The sequence below is a fragment of the Pyxidicoccus fallax genome (genome assembly GCF_012933655.1).
Lineage (GTDB): Bacteria > Myxococcota > Myxococcia > Myxococcales > Myxococcaceae > Myxococcus > Myxococcus fallax.
In genome coordinates, this window is sequence record NZ_JABBJJ010000075.1 from 1 (window position 1) to 16,076 (window position 16,076).

Sequence of the window (16,076 nt, forward strand, 5' to 3'; positions counted from 1 at the left end):
GGACGGGAGGGGCGCATCGGAGTTGTAGATGCAATGCTGCCCCGGCAGGCTGGCTCGGGACAAGCCGGGCTCCCTGAAAGTCAGGAGGGGGCTTCGCCTGCGAGGCCTGGAACATGAGCGAGCGTGAACTTGTCATTCGGGCACGTCTTTCAGCACAGCGCGCATTCCTGGGGGAGGTGCCGCCAGCGATGCGTGCCGCGGTGCTGTCCGTCGACGGGAACGACATCGAGGTGCGTTGCTACTTCGACGGAGCCATCGCTCCCGCCGATATCGAGTCCGTCTCAGTTGCTGAGACGGAAATGATGGCCGACTTCGAGCCGGAGCACTCAGTCGGTGTGAGGTGCATCCGTCTCGATGCGCCGGAGCCCATCACTGATGACGGGGTGTGGATCTACTTCAGGCGCGAGCGCACGACCTGAGCGGCTTCACTGCGGTATGGAGGGCCCGGTCCTCGATGCGCGGAGATGGGGAACGATGCTGCCGGACCTGGAGTCGCTGCGCTGCTTCGAGGCCGCCGCCGTACGGCTCAACTTCCGTGACGCCGCCAAGGCGGTGGCCCTCTCCCCCGCCGCCTTCAGTGAGCGCATCAAGCAGCTCGAGTACCAGGTGGGCCGCCCGCTCTTCCAACGCACCACCCGCCGCGTGTGGCTGACACCCTGGGGAGAGGCGCTCCTGCCGCAGGCGCGCCGGACGCTGGAGGAGGCGCGCCGCTGCCTCGGCGCAATGCCCCGGCTGCCCTATGCGCTGACCCTCGGAACACGCTTCGAGCTCGGCCTGTCATGGCTGACGCCAGCGCTCACACCGCTCCGCCGCGCTCATCCCGAGCGCACGCTGCACCTGACGTTCGGCGACAGCGCGGAGCTGCTCTCGGCGGTACGCCGGGGAGCGGTGGACTGCGCGGTGAGCAGCGTGCGCCTGGCCGGTGGCGACTTCCGCTACGCCCTGCTGCACGAGGAGCGCTATGTGCTCGTGGGGGCCCGCGCCCTGCTCGACGAGCGGCCGCTGCGGCGCGCCGAGGATTCCCGGCGGCACGTGCTCCTCGACGTCCACCCCGACCTGCCCCTCTTCCGGTACTTCCATGACGCCCGGCCCGCGGGCCAGCGCTGGGACTTCGCCAGCGTGGAGTACCTTGGCACCATCGGGGCGGTGCGCCTGCGCCTGCTCGAAGGCTGCGGAGTCGCCGTGCTGCCGCACTACTTCATCCGCGAGGACCTTGCCGCCCACCGGCTGGCCGTGCTGCTGCCCCGCGCGGACATCCTCCACGACCACTTCCGCCTCATCTGGCGCGCAGGCCACCAGCGCGAGTCCGAGCTTCGTCAGCTCGCCGAGGAGCTTCGGGCCTTCCCCCTGCGATGAGCCGCCGTTTGTTCCGCGCAGCCGAACAGTGGCGTTCACGTCGTTCTGATTCTGCGGGAAAGTCGGCTCTGACATGCTTTCCCCATCGATGCGGCGGCCCAGGTGGCGCGGTCGCACGAATGGGGAGGAATGCACATGCGGTCATTTCATTCCGTGGTGGGTAGCGTCGTCGCGGCATCGTTCGGCTGGGCCTGCGGAGGCGCCGCGGTGGCATCGGACGCGGAGGCCGTCGGAGCACGGCCAGAAGCGGTCCGCGCCATCGCTCAGGAGGCGGCGCTGACGGGCACGTGCCTCGCGACCGCGAGCGGGTTCGATAACGCGGTTCCGGAGGACCTGGTCCACGCCGTCGCGGCCAGCTACGTGAGCGACTACCGGATTGCCGTGCCCGGCGCCATCGAGCTGACCTGGGCGTACGGCGCCGTTGCCCACATCCCGGCCCGGGCCATCATGGAGCTGACCAGCCCGGACGGCTCGCAAGGGTGCGAGGTGCCGGAGGTCTCGTTCGGAGACTCCGACAACCCCAACGACACTTTTCCGGCCAACGCGGAGTTCAAGGCGGCCCAGCGACTCTACAACGCCATGACCCGCGCGCAGCAGACCCTCCTCGGGCCGGGCTGGACCCGCCGAAGCTCGCCGCAGGGGTTGGTGAAATGCGAGCGCCTGGTGGCGCAGGACTACGACGAGTTCCGATGCACCTTCTCGCGCGCCAGGAGCACCACGCCTGGCTTCAGGCCATGCCGGTAGCGGCGACCGCGCTGACCGGAAGCCGATACGCGGCCTGACGCACGCTGGCGCAACCCCCTGGGTTGACGCTGGCGCGCCCCAGGGCGAGAGTCTCCGGGCCGATGCTCAAGCTCCAGTGGCTCCAGGTCCACCAGTACCGCTCCGTGCGCTCCGGGACGCGGCTGTCGTTCAGCCCGTTCTTCAACGTGCTGCTCGGCGAGAACGGCACCGGGAAGTCGACGCTGCTGGACCTCGTCGCCGCCGTCGTCAGCTCGGACTTCACCGCGCTGACCCAGGAGCCCTTCGACCTGGAGTACGAGCTGGCCGCCGACACCGGCCGCATCACGGTGCGCGTGCGCAACCTGCCCTCGGAGGGCTCCGCCATCCCGGGGCTCGCCATGGACATCGCCGTGGCGCCCAAGGGCATGGCGTGGCCGCTCTCCATCCACCGCGAGGGCCCGCAGGTCACCATCTCCCGGCAGGAGGATGCCTCGGACGTGGTGCACGAGCGCATCGCCCCCGAGGTCGGCGGGCGGCTGTGGCTCGTCCTCATGTCCGGCGGCATCGCCTGGGTGGAGAAGACGGGCGAGGGCACCGCCGCCGTCGAGCCCCTGCTCGCCATGGCCCGCGAGGTGTCCGCGCAGGCCGGACTGAGCCGCTTCGACGAGGGGCTCGCCTACTTCGACCAGCTCTGCCAGGTGGAGCTGCGCCTGTCCCGGCGCGCCGAGGGCGTGCTCGCCACCGGCACCGGCCTCGCCTCCGAGGACCTCCTCGACGGCCTGCGCAAGGTCGCCGCCTCGCAGTGGGGTGCCTCGCGCTTCGTGCTCCCCGCGGAGAACGTCCCCTTCCTCCGAGACTCCGCCCGGCTGCTCGGCTTCCCCTCCGCCGAGGCTCGCCTCTTCCCGCTCGCGTCCCAGCCCCAGGGCAAGTACGAGACGCTGTCGCTCGGCGGCCTGGAGCTGTCCTTCGGTGACTCAGGCGGGCAGCACGTCTCCGCTCGGCAGCTGGGCTACGGCCAGAAGCGCCTCGTGGCCTTCCAGCACTACCTCTCGCACGCCCGCGCCGTGGTCATCGCCGACGAGCTGGCCCACGCGCTCCACCCCCGGCAGCTGCGCGCCTGCGTCGAGCAGCTCGGGCCCCGGCAGTCCTTCCTCACCAGCCAGAGCCCGCTCCTGTTCGACAGCCTCACCTTCGACTCGGCGGAGCAGGTGCGCTCCACCTTCGTCGCGTGCCGCCGCGAGAATGGCTCGGGGCTGCTCGTCTGGGAGGACCTGTCCCCCCAGGCCGCCGAGGCCTTCTTCACCGCCTGGCGCGCCGACCCCCACCGGATAGGCGAGCTGCTCCAGGCCCAGGGCCTCTGGTAGCGCTCCCGGCGGGACGCACTCCGGGTGGGGTCGAGAGCCTGCCCCCTACGACTCCGGGGCAATGGGGCGTTCGCTTCATGACGGACGGCGCTGCTTCGGGGTGTCACATCGCGTCACGGCCTGGCCTATCCTTCCCTCCCGGGGAGGGAGCCGCCAATGCCGATGCTGTCCGTCAATGGAACCGAGCTGTACTACGAGGACACGGGAGGCTCCGGGCAGCCCATCGTGTTCAGCCACGGCCTGCTGTGGAGCACGCGCCTGTACGACCCGCAGGTGGATGCGCTGCGCGGACGCTACCGCTGCATCGCGTATGACCACCGGGGCCAGGGCCGCAGCGCGGTGCCGCCGACGAGCGTCATCGACATGGAGACGCTGTACCTGGACGCGGTGGCGCTCATCGAGAAGCTCGGCGTGGGCCCGTGCCACTTCGTGGGCCTGTCCATGGGCGGCTTCATCGGCATGAGGCTGGCGGCGCGCCGGCCGGACCTGCTGCGCTCGCTGGTGCTGATGGAGACGTCCGGCGACCCCGAGCCCCTGGCCAACGTGCCGCGCTACACGCTGCTCAACCTCATCTGCAGGCTGGCCGGCGTGCGCCCGGTGGCGGACGCGGTGATGCGCATCATGTTCGGCCGCACCTTCCTGAACGACCCGAACCGCGCCGAGGAGCGGGCCCTGTGGCGCGCGCGGCTGATGGAGAACCGCAGGGACATCTGGCGCGCCGTGAATGGCGTCATCAAGCGCCAGGCCATCGCCCCGGAGCTGCCCAACATCCGCGTGCCCACGCTCATCGTCGTGGGCGAGGAGGACGTGGCCACCGTCCCCGCCAAGGCCGAGCGGCTCAGCCAGCTCATCCCCGGCTCGCGCCTCGTGCGGCTGCCGCGCGGCGGGCACTCCGCCACCGTGGAGGAGCCGTCCCTCGTCAACGCCGCCCTCGGCACCTTCCTGGATGCCCAGTCCCTGCAGGGAGCGTCCAGGACGGGGTGAGAGAGCGGCTGCGCGGCGGGCCTGACTCCCTCGGCCGGGGCTGGCTGGGGGCTGTTGTTCCTGCTGGGCGCGTCACCGCCTCGGCGGCGCGGGCACTGACGCCCGCGCGGCCGAGCGTGATGCGGCTCACGTCTCCAGTCTGTCAGCGCTCCAGCCGCTGCTGCCTCCGGCGCAGTTCCTCCCGTGCGCGCGCCGCGGCGGGGTCGCTCGCGCGCGCCGTCGGCGCGTCGCCCGCCGGACAGAACCCGTCGGGTGCGAGCGCGTCGCTCACGAGGTGGGCGGTGACCGCCTCCGTGACGCAGGCGTTCGCGGTGAAGACGTAGATGGCGTGGCCACCCTGGTCGACGGTGAGGAGGCTGGCGCGGCGGCCAAGCTTCTGCCGCATCGCGATGCCACCGACGTACGGCGTCGCCGGGTCGCGCAGCCCCTGGACGATAAGCACGTTCCGCGGCCCCTCCGCGGAGAGCTCGACCAGCGGCTCGGTGGGCGTGGTCGCCCAGAACGCGCAGGGCCAGACGTTCGAGCCGAGCTCACCGAACATGGGGAAGGCGAGCGTGTCGAACGCCAGCTCGAGGCGGTACTGCTCAACCGGGCGCGGCCATGCGACGTCGCCGCACAGGATGGCGAGCGCGGACGCCGTGCTGTTGTCGACGGGCACCGGCCCGGGCGGAAGCGGCGCGGGAGGCGGTTGGTCGACGCCGGCGCGGACCTCGCTCCAGAGCGTGACAATCGCGGGGAAGGTGTCGTCGCCATAGAGGAAGGCGAACGTCAGCTCGCGGAACCACTCCCCGTCGGCCACGTACCCGAGCGACGTCCTCACCGGCCGCGCGGTGGCCTGCCGCAGCAGCGCGAAGTAGGTCGAGCGGACCGCCTCCGGCGTCGCGCCGAAGCCCAGCTCGGCGTCCCGCGCCGCGGCCCACACGGCGAAGTCGCGGAAGCGCGGTTGGAGGAGCGGGCCCTGGCCGAAGTCGGGGTCGCCGGCGAGCTTCCAACTGCGGAACTGCTCGCGCCACACCCAGCCGGGATGAACGGCGCTGTCGAGCACGACCCGGTCGGTACGGTCAGGGAAGAGCGACGCGTAGACCGCACCGAGGTACGTGCCGTACGACCAGCCCAGGTAGGAGAGCCGCTCCTCCCCGAGCGCGGCCCGGACCCGGTCGAAGTCGCGCGCGGTGTTCGCGGTGGTCATGTGGGGGAGGAGGTCGCTGGACACGTGCGTGCAGCGCTCGGCCACGCCGCGCATGAACGCCGCTGTCGGTCCGAAGCCTCCCGGCTGCATCAGTGGCACGAGGGCTTCCGATGCCTCCTCCGCGCTGAGCCCGCATGAGACCGGGGTGCTACGCCCGACGCCGCGCGGGTCGATGCCGATGACGTCGTACCGGTCGCGGACCTCCTGTGGAAGCAGCGGCCGGATGAGCGCCGGCAGGTCGAGGCCGCTGGCGCCAGGCCCCCCCGGGTTCGTGAACAGGACGCCACGGCGCAGGGCGGGGTTCTCCGCCCGGATGCGGGAGACCGCCACGTCGATCGCGCGCCCGCCAGGGTTCCGATAGTCGAGCGGCACGGCGAGCGTCGTGCATTCGAGCGCGGGGTCGAGAGCGGAGGGGCACGGACCCCACGTGAGCGGCTCGGCGACCGTGGAGGACAGGTCGAGCGTCTCCGCCGCCAAGGCGGGTGAGGGCCCCAGGAGCGCCATGGAGGAGAGGGTCAACAGTCGGAGCAGATTCATTCTTGGAAGAGGCATCACGGTCTCCAGGACGGGGGCGAACTACCAATCTCCTGATGCATCGAGGAGCGGCCACGGCACGTCCCCGCTTTGATAGGCCGGCGGTTGCCAGGTCGCATTTGCCGCTGCATTGCATGTTCAAAAGTCCGTATTGACCCGGCCGCTCCTGCACGGGACATCCGCGCGGACGGACTCCTGGGGTGAGCGGGCCCGTGCGTAACGCCACTGCAGAAGTCGTGGCGTGGCGGAACGCATCCACACGAATGCGCGATGAAAGCGCGGGCCCGGGTTGATGCGCGCGTGCGGGCGGCTCTAGCGTTTCCGGAATGACCCATCTGACGAGCAGCTTGTGGCGTGGCGCTGTCGCGAGTGCCCTCCTGGGGCTGTCCGCGTGTGGTGGAGGAGGTGACGCCGCCGCGCCGGACGCGACGAAGGTGGAGGGAATCGTCTCCTCCGAGTCCCAGCTGACGTGCACGACGTGCGGCACCACGCGCTATTCCGACATCCAGGGAGGCTTCGGCTACATCTGCTCCGAGGCTCGCGCCGCCGCCGTCAGCGCCCTCGACTACACGATGCAATCGCAGTGTCCGGCGGGGAGCTGCAACGTGGTGTACACGAACGGACGGTGCACGCCCGTGGGGCCGAACCGAACGGACGGCTTCGAGATGAACGTCACCGCGACGTACTCCTGCTGCCAGTAGGCCGGGAGACGGTGTGGAGCACCTGACGGTCGGGTGCTCCACCCATGCGCACTCGTGACCGGGCCGTTATCGCCCCCTTCCGAGCGGTAACCCGGAGGAGGTGGCTCATGCCTGTCGCGAAGTGGAACGGGGTGGTGATTGCCGAGAGCGCCCGCTGCGAGAAGGTGGAGGGCAACTGGTACTTTCCGCCCGACGCCATCCGCCGTGAGTACTTCCGTCCCAGCGACACGCACACCGTCTGCCCGTGGAAGGGGACGGCGAGCTACTACGACGTCGTCGTCAACGGGCAGGTGAACAAGGACGCGGCCTGGTACTACCCGGAGCCGAAGTCCGCCGCCTCCAACATCACCGGCCACGTGGCCTTCTGGCGCGGGGTGACGGTGGAAGGCTGAGTCCCCTACGCCTTCTCTCCGAGCACCTTCTTCGCCGCGCGGGACAGCGTCTTGTCCCCGGCCACGGCGGGAATCGCCATCAGCGCCGAGGCCACCTGCTTCCCGGCGCCGTGCAGGTTCTCCGCCGCGAGCTTGAGGTACACGCCGCAGCGGTCGATGAACTCGGGATGCTCGCGCGAGGCCTCCACCCGCGCGAGCAGCACCTCCGTCAGCGCGTCAGCGGGGAATCGCTCGAACAGGTTGCGCAGCGCCTGACGCTCCACGGCTTCTGGCCGCACCTCCGCGAGCCGCACGGTGGGGTGCAGCATCGCGAGGCCGAAGGTGCGCAGCGACTCGGAGACGACGCCGGGCTTCCAGCCGTCCACGAAGGCCGCCAGCAGCGTCTCCGCGCCGCGCACGTCGCCCAGCACGCCCAGCGCGTACGTGGCCGTCTTCGCCTCCTCGTCGTCTCCGCCTCGCGCCTCCACGCTTCCCACGAAGCGCTCCAGCACCTCCGAGTCCCCCAGCCACGCCAGCGCCATGGCCGCGCGGTTTCGCACGTCGCGCGACGGGTCCCCGTACAGCACCTGCCGCAGCACCGGCCACGCCACCGTCAGCCCCAGCGCTTCCAGTTGGTCCACAGCGCCCCGGCGCGCCTCCTTCGTCGACTCCGTCAGCGCGCGCTGTGCGTGCGGGTGGATGCGCTCCTTGCGCGTCTTCAAGAGCGCCGCCACGGCCTGGGGACCGGACTCGCGCGCTCGTACGTCCTCCAGCACCTCGCGCGCGTACAGTCGCAGGCCCGCGTCGTGGCCCTTGCGCGTCAGCGCGTCCAGCAACTGCCGCGCCTCCGGGCCGCCCAGCAGGCCCAGCACGCGAATCGCGGTGCGGCGCACCATGCGGCTGTGGTGCTCGGCCAGCGCCCGCTTCGCCACGGCCAGGGCCTTCTCCCGCGAGCCCTCCGCCACCGCGCGCGCCACGAAGGTGCTCGCCGCGCCGTCGCTCCACGCCGGGTACAGCTCGCCCAGCAGCGCGTCCGGGTCCATGCTCGCGTAGTAGTGCGCCGCGTGCGCCGCCGCCTCGTACCGCGTCAGCTCGCCGCGCGCCCGCTTCAACAGGGCTTCTCCTGGAAGCAGCGGCACCTCGGGCTTGCGCACGTGGATGCTCGGGTGCGTGGGGACGGGCCGCAGCGCGCCCGCGTCCACCTGCACCGCGCCCGCCAGCCGCACCAGCGCGATGCCCAGCACCTGGTACACCTTGATGAAGTCGTCCAGCCGCTCCGCCGCGTCGGGCCGCGCCGCCAGCGTTTCCAGCAGGGCCGCCGGCTTCTCCAGCCCCAGCTCCCGCAGCCGTGCCACCAGCGGCTCCATCGCTCGCGTGGACACGGCGGGCAGCCCGTTGGCGAAGGCCTCCGCCAGCTCGTCCCGCACCTCCGCCAGCGCAATGGCCGCGCGCGATGCGCCCGCCGCCCGCGCCGACTCCGCCCACCCGCTCCGGGGCACCGCCACCGCCGCCGCCGGCCGAGCGCCTCCCCGCCGACGCGACGTCGTGGCCTCGTCGCCGGGCCTGCCCAGGCCGCGCAGCTCCAACCCCTCCGGCGTCTCCACCACCAGCGCCAGGGGGAACAGCGTGGGCAGCGCCGCCTCCAGCCCGATGTCTCCCATCACGCCCCGCAGCCTCGCGCCCTCCAGCGCCGCCGCCAGCGGCTCCTCCAGCTTCGCGTCCGCCGGCAGGAACAGGCCCCGGTCTCCGGAGTCCACCAACTGCGAGCGCTGGCCGCTCGCCAGCAGCGTCTCCACCCGCAGCGTCACCGGCAGCAGGTCCGGCGCGAAGACGTCCTTGCGGTGCTCCTGGAAGGCCGTCAGTGCCGCGCCCACGTCCGGCAGCGCCACGTCCAGCAGCCTGTGCAGCGCCGCGCCGTCCAGCGGCGGCTTCCGCGCCTCCGTCTCCAGGTCGAGCCGGTGCGGCGCGAAGCCCGGGTACTGGCCGCCCTTCGCTCCCTCCAGGACGAGCCCCGCGTGGCTCTTCTTGGGCTCCACGCTCCGGAGGAACGCGGGAAGAATCTGCTTCTCCGCGTAGTGCTTCCCGGACGCCAGGTCCACGAAGCGACTCTCACGGATGAGGAAGTTGTCCGGTGTGGCGCGCGTGGTGAATGCGTACTCCACCAGCGTCAGCCCCTCCACGGGCGCCCGGTCCTTCTTCGTCCAGGTCCGGCCAATCAGCTCCTCGACGTAGCGGTCCTCCAGCGCCTCACCGCCCAGGTGCTTCTCCACCTTGCGCACCGTGAGCAGCATGTCCGCCACGAGGTCCGTGTACACGGGTGCCTCGAAGGTGCCCGTGCGCGCCACCGCGAGGTCCAGGAGTCCCGCCACCTCCACGGTGCGCGCCGCCAGCCGGCGCAGGCCGTTGGCCCGCAGCGCCTCGCCGAGCTGCCGCACCTGCTCCGGCCGCTCCGCGCCCATCGACACCACGCCGGACAGGCCCAGCTCGCGCACCAGCGTGGACACCTGCGCCACGCCCGCCTTCATCAGGTCCGTGCTCTCCGCCTTGCCCTTCTTGACGCTCTTCTTGCGCGCCCCGTCCGTGCCCCCCGAGGGCGCCGCGTCCGCGGTGACGAAGGCCTCCGGCGCGCGCGCCCAGGCCACCAGCAGCGCCGCCGCGTGCTTGCAGAAGGGCCGCGAGCGCGCCGCCATGCACGAGCATCGGCCCTTCACCTCGCGCCCGTCGCCGAAGACCAGCGACACCTTGTACGGCGAGGCCCCCGAGCCCGACGCGTCCGCGAACAGCCGGTTCTCGAACCGCGACAGGTGGGTGAGCTGCTTGCCGTCGAAGAGCTGCGCGCCCTTCGCCAGCTCCGAGCGGTCGCTGATGATTTCCGTCAGCGCCCCGAGTCCCCCCGTAATCCTTCGCACCTCAGCCATGGCGCGTCTCCTTGTCCGCCGCGAGCAGGGGCGCCAGGTCCTGGTTGCGCATCACCCGCTCCACCACGTCCACCAGCTTGCGAGGCGTGCACCCGAAGCATGGAATCCCCAGCGCGGTGAGCCGCTCCGCCATCGCGTGGTCGTACGAGGGCTTGCCCCCATCCGACAGCGCCAGCAGGCACATCACCTTCGCCTTCGAGTCCACCAGCTGCCGGAGCCGTGACACCAGCTCCTCGGCGTTGCCGCCCTCGTACAGGTCGGTAATCAGGATGAAGAGCGTCTTCTCCGGCCGCCGGACGTGGTTCGCCTGCGCGTACGCCACCGCGCGGTTGATGTCCGTGCCGCCCCCGAGCTGCGCGGTGAAGAGCACCTCCACCGGGTCCGCCAGCATGGGCGTCATGTCCACCACTTCGGTGTCGAACAGGACGAGGCTCGTGCGCAGCACGTCCAGCGACGCGAAGATGGCCGCCATCACCGAGCTGTACACCACGCTCTCCGCCATGGAGCCGGACTGGTCCACCACCAGCGTCACGTCCCACTCGTGGTGCCGCCGCTGGTTGGGCCAGAAGTAGAAGCGCTCCGGCACCAGCCGCTTGCGCTCCGCGTCCCAGCCCTTCAGGTTCTGCCGAATCGTGCGCTTCCAGTCGATGTTGCGGGCAATGGGCAGCGGGCTCGTCCTGTCTCTCTTCAGCGCGCCGAACACCGCCGTGCGGATGGGCGCCTCCAGCTTCTTCCGCAAGTCCTCCACGACCTCCCGGACAATCTGCCGGGCGAGGTCCTTCGCCTGGTCCGGGATGAGCCCGCGCGCGCTGACCAGCGTCGTCACCAGCTCCACGTTCTTGTCGAGGAAGGGCAGCGTCTCCGGCTCGAAGAGCAGCTGCGTCAGCCCCTTCTTCTCGATGGCATCCTTCTGGACGAGCGCAATCACGTCGTCGCGGAAGAAGCCTCGCAGCGCGCTCAGCCACTTCGGGATGTAGGGCCGCGAGCCCGCCGTGCCCGCGCTCCGCTCGCCGTAGACGAAGGAGAGCGCGTCATCCAGCTCCTCCAGGTCGCCCTCGTCCACGCCCACCGAGGCGGCGGCGCCGCCCAGCGAGCGCAGTGACGGACACGCGCCCGTCTTCTCCACCGCGGGGCCCAACGCCAGCCGCCAGCGCAGCAGGGCATCCCGGTCCTTCTCCGACAGCGCCTTGGAGTCCACGCTCATAGCAGGTCGTCCAGGTCATCGAGCGCCTTGCCCAGCTCGGCGCTCATGCCCTCGAGTCGCTCCTTGTCTTTCTCTTCGAGCACGCCCTTCACCGCGTGCGCCCGCGCCCCGAGCTGCCGGACCGCCACCACGTTCTCCATGAGGTAGCGGCGCTCCGTGGGACCCAGCGCGCCCAGTGCTCTTCTCAATACCGGGAGGGTCTGACGGAAGCGCTCGGCGTCCACGCCGGAGAGGAAATCGTCCAGCGCCTTCACCACCTCGCGGCTCTTCACCAGCACCAGCGCGTTCACCTGGAGGAAGCCCTCCAGGTACGCGGCGCCCGCCTCCGGCTCCACCGCCAATGACAGACGCCGCCCCACCTCCAGCGCCACGTCCGACTCGGACAGCTCCCGTGCGAGATAGAGCAGGCCCGTGGCCAGTCCCGACGTGGCCGGGTGCACCGCGTGGCTCTCCATCAGCGCGCGAGCCTCGGCCAGCCAGCCGGCCTTGTCCGCGCGGGGTTGCGCCAGCGCCACCTCGTGCAGCGTGCGCAGCGCCTCCAGCACCGCGCCCACCGCGTCCGGCGCGCAGGCGCTGGCCTCGCGGACCCGCAGCAGCGCGCGGCCGAAGGTCTTCTCGCACAGCACGGCCACCGCCTCGTCGCCCACCTCCGCGTGCGCGCGGGATGTGCCGTACGCCACCAGCCCGGACAGGGCTCGTGCCGCCGACGCCAGCGAGGGCAGGTCCGAGTCCGTCGCCGCGCGCGCGTCGCAGGCCCGCAGTGCCGAGGCCACCGTCTGGGGACAGCCGGTAATCACGGACTCCAGCAGCACGTCCGCCGCCGCGGCCGTGGTCTTCGCCGCGGACAGGCGCTCTTGGAGGACGCGCGTCGTCACCGCCTCCAGCGTGTCCCCGAGGACGATCTTCTCCACCAGCGCCACGTCCGTGGACGGTGTCCACTGCGCCTGCCAGGACTCGCGCACCCGGGTGAGCGCGGCGTAACCCCCGGCCTCCTGGGGTGCCGCTCCGCGCTGCTGTCCCGCGCCAGAGAGGGAGGCGTACGGAATCCCCGCCACCCGCAGCCGATGCAGGAAGACGGACGAGCCCACCTCCACGTCGTTGTTCAGCCGCAGGGAGAACGTCTCCGGGCTGTCCGAGCGCGGCAGGCGGCGCGCGTCCACCTCGCGCCAGAACTCCGCCTGCAGGGAGTTGCGCCCGATGCGACTGGCCACCCGGCCCACCTGGTGGCCGATGACGCTCTTCCACAGGAAGTCATCCACATGCGTGGCGTCTCCCCGGCACAGCGTGGCCACGGTGGCCTCGCGCAGCTCGTCCAGGCCCGGCGCGCTCTTCTCGCGCATGTCCGCCAGCGCTAGCGCCAGCCGGTAGGCTTCCAGCACGTCCGACAGCGACGCGGTGAACCCGCGCATCCGCAGGTGCCCCGCGAAGTCGATGAGCACCTCCAGCGTCGCGCGCCGGAAGTCGCCCTGGGCCTCGTGCGCCTTCTGGTAGAAGTGCGGCGCCCGGTTGCCCGCGCCATACCCGAGCTGCTCCGCGAGCCGGGGGAAGCTGTACGGAATCACCGTCACCGCGCAGGGCACGCCTTCTGGCAGCCTCGACTCCTGCGCCGCATCCACGTCGTTCGCGAGGAAGGCCGCCACGTGCGCCGCGCCCGCGATGACGGCCACCTTCTCCGGCGGCACGCCCGATGCCACCACCTCCAGCACCCGGCGGGCCATGAAGGCCTCGCGCCAGCGGTGGTACTCGCGCCGGGGCCCGGCGTTCAGTACGTCCGCCCACGCGAGCAGCACCGGGCGGAAGTCCTCCGGCGTCCAGGCGGGCGCTTCGAAGAGCGCCTCCCAGAGTTCCTCGAAAGAGCGGTAGCCACGCTCGCGCGCGAAGCGCTCCGAGATGGGCTCCTCCCAGACATCGGACTCCTGTGCCTCGTCGTCAGGAGCGGGCTCGCCCGTAGCGGCAACGGCCCCTGGTGCCTTGGCGGGCTTCCGCGACACATTGCCGGGAGCACGCTTGCCCGTGGCGGTACCGGTTCCCGGTGCCTTGGCGTTCCCGGAGGCGGACTCGCCGGGCGTGACGCCGGACTCAGGTGCTTCCTCTTCTCCGTGCGCCTCCTCGCGGTCCACCTCGAGGCTGACGCCGACGGGGATGTCGATGAACTCCGCACGGGCCTTGGTCGCCTTCGCCCAGCGCAGCGCCGCGTACTCCGGCGAGTACTCCGCGAAGGGCCACAGCGCCGAGCCGGGCGTGCCGTCCGTGCGGTAGCCGAGGATGGCCACCGGCGGCTTCGTGCCCTCGTCACACAGCACGTCCACGAGGCCCGACGCGTCACACGGACCTTCCACCAGGACGACTTCGGGCCGGACGCGTTCCAGCCAGCGGACCAGCACCGCCGTGGTGCGCGGCGAGTGGTGGCGCACCGGGAACAGGTGCACCCGGGAGAGCAGGGCGAGGTCCATCAGCCCCTCAGCAGCTTCTTGCTCGCGGTGTACAGCTCCTTCCACGGACCCGTGCGGCCCTTGGCCACCGTCTCCATGTACTCGCGCAGGGCCTTCACATCGTCTTCCTGCTCCTTCACCACCGCGCCCACCAGCGACGCGGCCAGCTCGTTCGGCGTCACCTTCCCGCCGCCGAACTGCTCCGCGAGGATGGAGCTGTTGAACAGCACGCTGATGGCCTCCGCCGTGGACAGCACCGCCCCCGGCGTGCGCACCTTCGTCTTGCCGTCCTTCGTCACTCCCTTGCGCAGCTCCTGGAAGAGCGTCAGCAGCAGGCGCGACAGCTCCTCCGGCGGCGGCACGCCGACCTGATAGTCATTGCGCAGCTCCGCCTCGCGCTTCGTGACGATTTGAATCTCCTGCTCCAGGTCCTCCACCACCGGCACGGTGACGAAGTTGAAGCGGCGCTTGAGCGCGGCGCTCATCTCGTTGACGCCGCGGTCTCGCGTGTTCGCCGTGGCGATGAGGTTGAAGCCCCGCTGCGCGCTCACCACCTCGCCCAGCTCGGGGATGGAGACCTGCTTCTCCGAGAGGATGGAGATGAGCGAGTCCTGAATCTCGGGTGACGTGCGCGTCACCTCCTCGAAGCGTGCGAACTTGCCCAGGCGCATGGCGCGCAGCACCGGAGAGGGGACGAGCGCCTCCGCCGACGGGCCCTGCGCGAGCAGCAGCGCGTAGTTCCACGAGTACTTCAGGTGGTCCTCGCTGGTGCCCGCCGTGCCCTGGACGATGAGGGCCGAGGTGCCGCTGATGGCGGCGGACAGGTGCTCGGACAGCCAGCTCTTCGCGGTGCCGGGCTCGCCCACCAGCATCAGCGCACGGTCCGAGGCCAGCGTGGCGATGCACACCTGGATGAGGCTCTTGTCGCCAACATACTTGGGTGTGATTGGCACGCCGCCCACGGGCTTGGGGCTGCCCAGGATGTACGTCTCCACCGCGCGCGGCGACAGCGCCCAACCCGGCGGGCGGGGTCGGTCATCGTGCGCGGCGAGGGCTTCGAGCTCGTTCCGATACTTCGCTTCGGCAGGCAGGCGGATGTCCGGCATGCGGGAAAAGCTATCCGCCAGGTCTGACACTCCCGCTCAGCCAACACCCCAGAGTCCGCGCGCCTCTTCGGCGATGAGGTCCGGGAACTCCTCGGGGAAGAAGAGCTTTGCTCCCGGTACCCGCCGCACGCCTCGCGAAGCGCCGAACGTCCGGTCCAGATAGTCGGGGCTCTCCGGCGAGAAGATGGTGTCTCCCGTTCCCCAGAGGATGCGCGTCGGCGCGGTGCAACGCTTCAACGCGGGCTCGATGCCAGCCAGCGCATTGCGCTCCAGTGCAAGGGTATAGGCATTGACCTGCGCCCGGCCTCGCGGCGTGCTCACGAGGGGCGTGAGGTAGTAGTCCAACGCCTCGTCCGTGGGATTGTTGGAATGGGTATAGGTCATCCCGCCCAGCCCCTTCTCCGACCGCGCGAGGACCTTGTCCGCGAGCCAGGGCGCCAGCCACGTGTCCACGTACTTGTCGGCACGCGCCATCTCGATGACGGGCAGGATGGCGGGGGGCGGGCAGTCCTTCTCCGTATCGCAGTTCGTCAGCAGCAGCGTGCGGACGCGGTCCGGATGCCGGGTGACGAGGAGTTGCGCCACCGCGCCGCCGCTGTCGTTCGCGATGACGTCCACGGACCGGATGGAGAGCTGGTCCAGCAGCGTCACGAGCATGGCGACCTGCGCGTCGGGGGCGCAGCTCTGGCCTTCGGCGACCTCGGTGTAGCCGAGGCCGAGGAAGTCGGGAGCGACACAGCGGCGGTGCGGGGACAGGCGCTCGATGGCGCCGCGCCACTGGAAGTTATTGAGCGGGAAGCCGTGCAGGAACAGCGCGGCGTCACCCGTGCCGCGCTCGACGTAGGCGATTCGCCCGAAGCGCGTCTGCGCATAGCGCCGCGAGGCGCGGAAGGCCGCGGCATCCAGCGTCTCTCTCTCGCCTGTCATCGGCGAGGCGACACCGCCTCGTGAGGCCTGGGCGCTGCATCCCGCGAGCACGCTCCCCGCGAGCGCACCGGCCGCCAGGGTGACGAACTCGCGGCGGTGCAGGCGCAGTACGGGGCCGTTCGCGGTGCGCTCCGGTGAGGGGGTCTCCGCCGCGTGGGGTGTGTCTCTCCTCGAGTTCATGACGTCTGCCTTCCGTCCCTGATGTGAGTGGCGGGTGCCACGCTGTGACGGCGGGCTTGTAGCGAGGCGGCTCGGGGCCCCACTTGG

General features: G+C 71.1%; 13 protein-coding genes. 7 read left to right on the forward strand and 6 right to left on the reverse strand.

From position 1 onward, the window contains the following. Nucleotides 1-113: 113 nt before the first annotated feature. The 5 genes from HG543_RS17625 to HG543_RS17645 all read left to right on the forward strand — a co-directional run bounded on the left by HG543_RS17625 (nt 114) and on the right by HG543_RS17645 (nt 4,427). Complete coding sequence (locus HG543_RS17625) at nt 114-419, forward strand: MafI2 family immunity protein (RefSeq protein ID WP_169345954.1); 306 nt, start codon at nt 114-116, stop codon at nt 417-419. A gap of 55 nt (nt 420-474) precedes the next feature. After that, entirely contained in the window at nt 475-1,356 is an 882-nt protein-coding gene (locus HG543_RS17630; RefSeq protein WP_169345955.1) for a LysR family transcriptional regulator, read from the forward strand. Nucleotides 1,357-1,491: 135 nt separating this feature from the next. Beyond that, complete coding sequence (locus tag HG543_RS17635) at nt 1,492-2,100, forward strand: hypothetical protein (RefSeq protein WP_169345956.1); 609 nt, start codon at nt 1,492-1,494, stop codon at nt 2,098-2,100. 101 nt (nt 2,101-2,201) lie between these two features. Beyond that, nucleotides 2,202-3,443: a hypothetical protein gene (locus HG543_RS17640; protein ID WP_169345957.1), complete on the forward strand. Its 1,242-nt coding sequence runs from the start codon at nt 2,202-2,204 to the stop codon at nt 3,441-3,443. Between the two features lie 156 nt (nt 3,444-3,599). Then, entirely contained in the window at nt 3,600-4,427 is an 828-nt protein-coding gene (locus tag HG543_RS17645; RefSeq protein WP_169345958.1) for an alpha/beta fold hydrolase, read from the forward strand. 142 nt (nt 4,428-4,569) lie between these two features. On the opposite strand, the gene HG543_RS17650 is transcribed toward HG543_RS17645, so the two are convergent. Further along, nucleotides 4,570-6,153: an alpha/beta hydrolase gene (locus HG543_RS17650; RefSeq protein ID WP_169345959.1), complete on the reverse strand. Its 1,584-nt coding sequence runs from the start codon at nt 6,151-6,153 to the stop codon at nt 4,570-4,572. A 323-nt stretch (nt 6,154-6,476) separates the two neighbouring features. On the opposite strand from HG543_RS17650, the gene HG543_RS17655 reads away from it, so the two are divergent. Both HG543_RS17655 and HG543_RS17660 read left to right on the forward strand, forming a co-directional pair. Continuing rightward, nucleotides 6,477-6,851: a hypothetical protein gene (locus tag HG543_RS17655; protein ID WP_169345960.1), complete on the forward strand. Its 375-nt coding sequence runs from the start codon at nt 6,477-6,479 to the stop codon at nt 6,849-6,851. A 107-nt stretch (nt 6,852-6,958) separates the two neighbouring features. Continuing rightward, nucleotides 6,959-7,243: a DUF427 domain-containing protein gene (locus HG543_RS17660; RefSeq protein WP_169345961.1), complete on the forward strand. Its 285-nt coding sequence runs from the start codon at nt 6,959-6,961 to the stop codon at nt 7,241-7,243. A 5-nt stretch (nt 7,244-7,248) separates the two neighbouring features. On the opposite strand, the gene HG543_RS56350 is transcribed toward HG543_RS17660, so the two are convergent. The 5 genes from HG543_RS56350 to HG543_RS17685 are packed head-to-tail and all read right to left on the reverse strand — an operon-like array spanning nt 7,249 to nt 15,989. Continuing rightward, nucleotides 7,249-10,140 (reverse strand): HEAT repeat domain-containing protein, encoded by a 2,892-nt coding sequence (locus HG543_RS56350; RefSeq protein WP_169345962.1) that lies wholly within the window; start codon nt 10,138-10,140, stop codon nt 7,249-7,251. Continuing rightward, a complete protein-coding gene (locus HG543_RS17670; RefSeq protein WP_169345963.1) occupies nt 10,133-11,344 on the reverse strand; it encodes a VWA domain-containing protein in 1,212 nt (403 codons plus the stop codon). Before HG543_RS17670 ends, HG543_RS56350 begins: the two co-directional genes overlap by 8 nt. Then, nucleotides 11,341-13,797, reverse strand: a complete 2,457-nt coding sequence (locus tag HG543_RS17675; RefSeq protein WP_169345964.1) for a DUF5682 family protein — start codon at nt 13,795-13,797, stop codon at nt 11,341-11,343. Before HG543_RS17675 ends, HG543_RS17670 begins: the two co-directional genes overlap by 4 nt. Further along, the gene (locus HG543_RS17680) at nt 13,797-14,882 is read right to left on the reverse strand and encodes an ATP-binding protein (RefSeq protein WP_169345965.1); all 1,086 of its coding nucleotides are present in this window, start codon (nt 14,880-14,882) and stop codon (nt 13,797-13,799) included. Before HG543_RS17680 ends, HG543_RS17675 begins: the two co-directional genes overlap by 1 nt. Nucleotides 14,883-14,918: 36 nt before the next feature. After that, nucleotides 14,919-15,989: an alpha/beta fold hydrolase gene (locus HG543_RS17685; RefSeq protein ID WP_169345966.1), complete on the reverse strand. Its 1,071-nt coding sequence runs from the start codon at nt 15,987-15,989 to the stop codon at nt 14,919-14,921. Nucleotides 15,990-16,076: the final 87 nt, after the last annotated feature.

Coding starts and splice junctions, on each gene's coding strand:
- HG543_RS17625 (WP_169345954.1), top strand. CDS start 114: ATGAGCGAGCGTGAACTTGTCATTCGGGCACGTCTTTCAGCACAGCGC.
- HG543_RS17630 (WP_169345955.1), top strand. CDS start 475: ATGCTGCCGGACCTGGAGTCGCTGCGCTGCTTCGAGGCCGCCGCCGTA.
- HG543_RS17635 (WP_169345956.1), top strand. CDS start 1,492: ATGCGGTCATTTCATTCCGTGGTGGGTAGCGTCGTCGCGGCATCGTTC.
- HG543_RS17640 (WP_169345957.1), top strand. CDS start 2,202: ATGCTCAAGCTCCAGTGGCTCCAGGTCCACCAGTACCGCTCCGTGCGC.
- HG543_RS17645 (WP_169345958.1), top strand. CDS start 3,600: ATGCCGATGCTGTCCGTCAATGGAACCGAGCTGTACTACGAGGACACG.
- HG543_RS17650 (WP_169345959.1), bottom strand. CDS start 6,153: ATGAATCTGCTCCGACTGTTGACCCTCTCCTCCATGGCGCTCCTGGGG.
- HG543_RS17655 (WP_169345960.1), top strand. CDS start 6,477: ATGACCCATCTGACGAGCAGCTTGTGGCGTGGCGCTGTCGCGAGTGCC.
- HG543_RS17660 (WP_169345961.1), top strand. CDS start 6,959: ATGCCTGTCGCGAAGTGGAACGGGGTGGTGATTGCCGAGAGCGCCCGC.
- HG543_RS56350 (WP_169345962.1), bottom strand. CDS start 10,140: ATGGCTGAGGTGCGAAGGATTACGGGGGGACTCGGGGCGCTGACGGAA.
- HG543_RS17670 (WP_169345963.1), bottom strand. CDS start 11,344: ATGAGCGTGGACTCCAAGGCGCTGTCGGAGAAGGACCGGGATGCCCTG.
- HG543_RS17675 (WP_169345964.1), bottom strand. CDS start 13,797: ATGGACCTCGCCCTGCTCTCCCGGGTGCACCTGTTCCCGGTGCGCCAC.
- HG543_RS17680 (WP_169345965.1), bottom strand. CDS start 14,882: ATGCCGGACATCCGCCTGCCTGCCGAAGCGAAGTATCGGAACGAGCTC.
- HG543_RS17685 (WP_169345966.1), bottom strand. CDS start 15,989: ATGAACTCGAGGAGAGACACACCCCACGCGGCGGAGACCCCCTCACCG.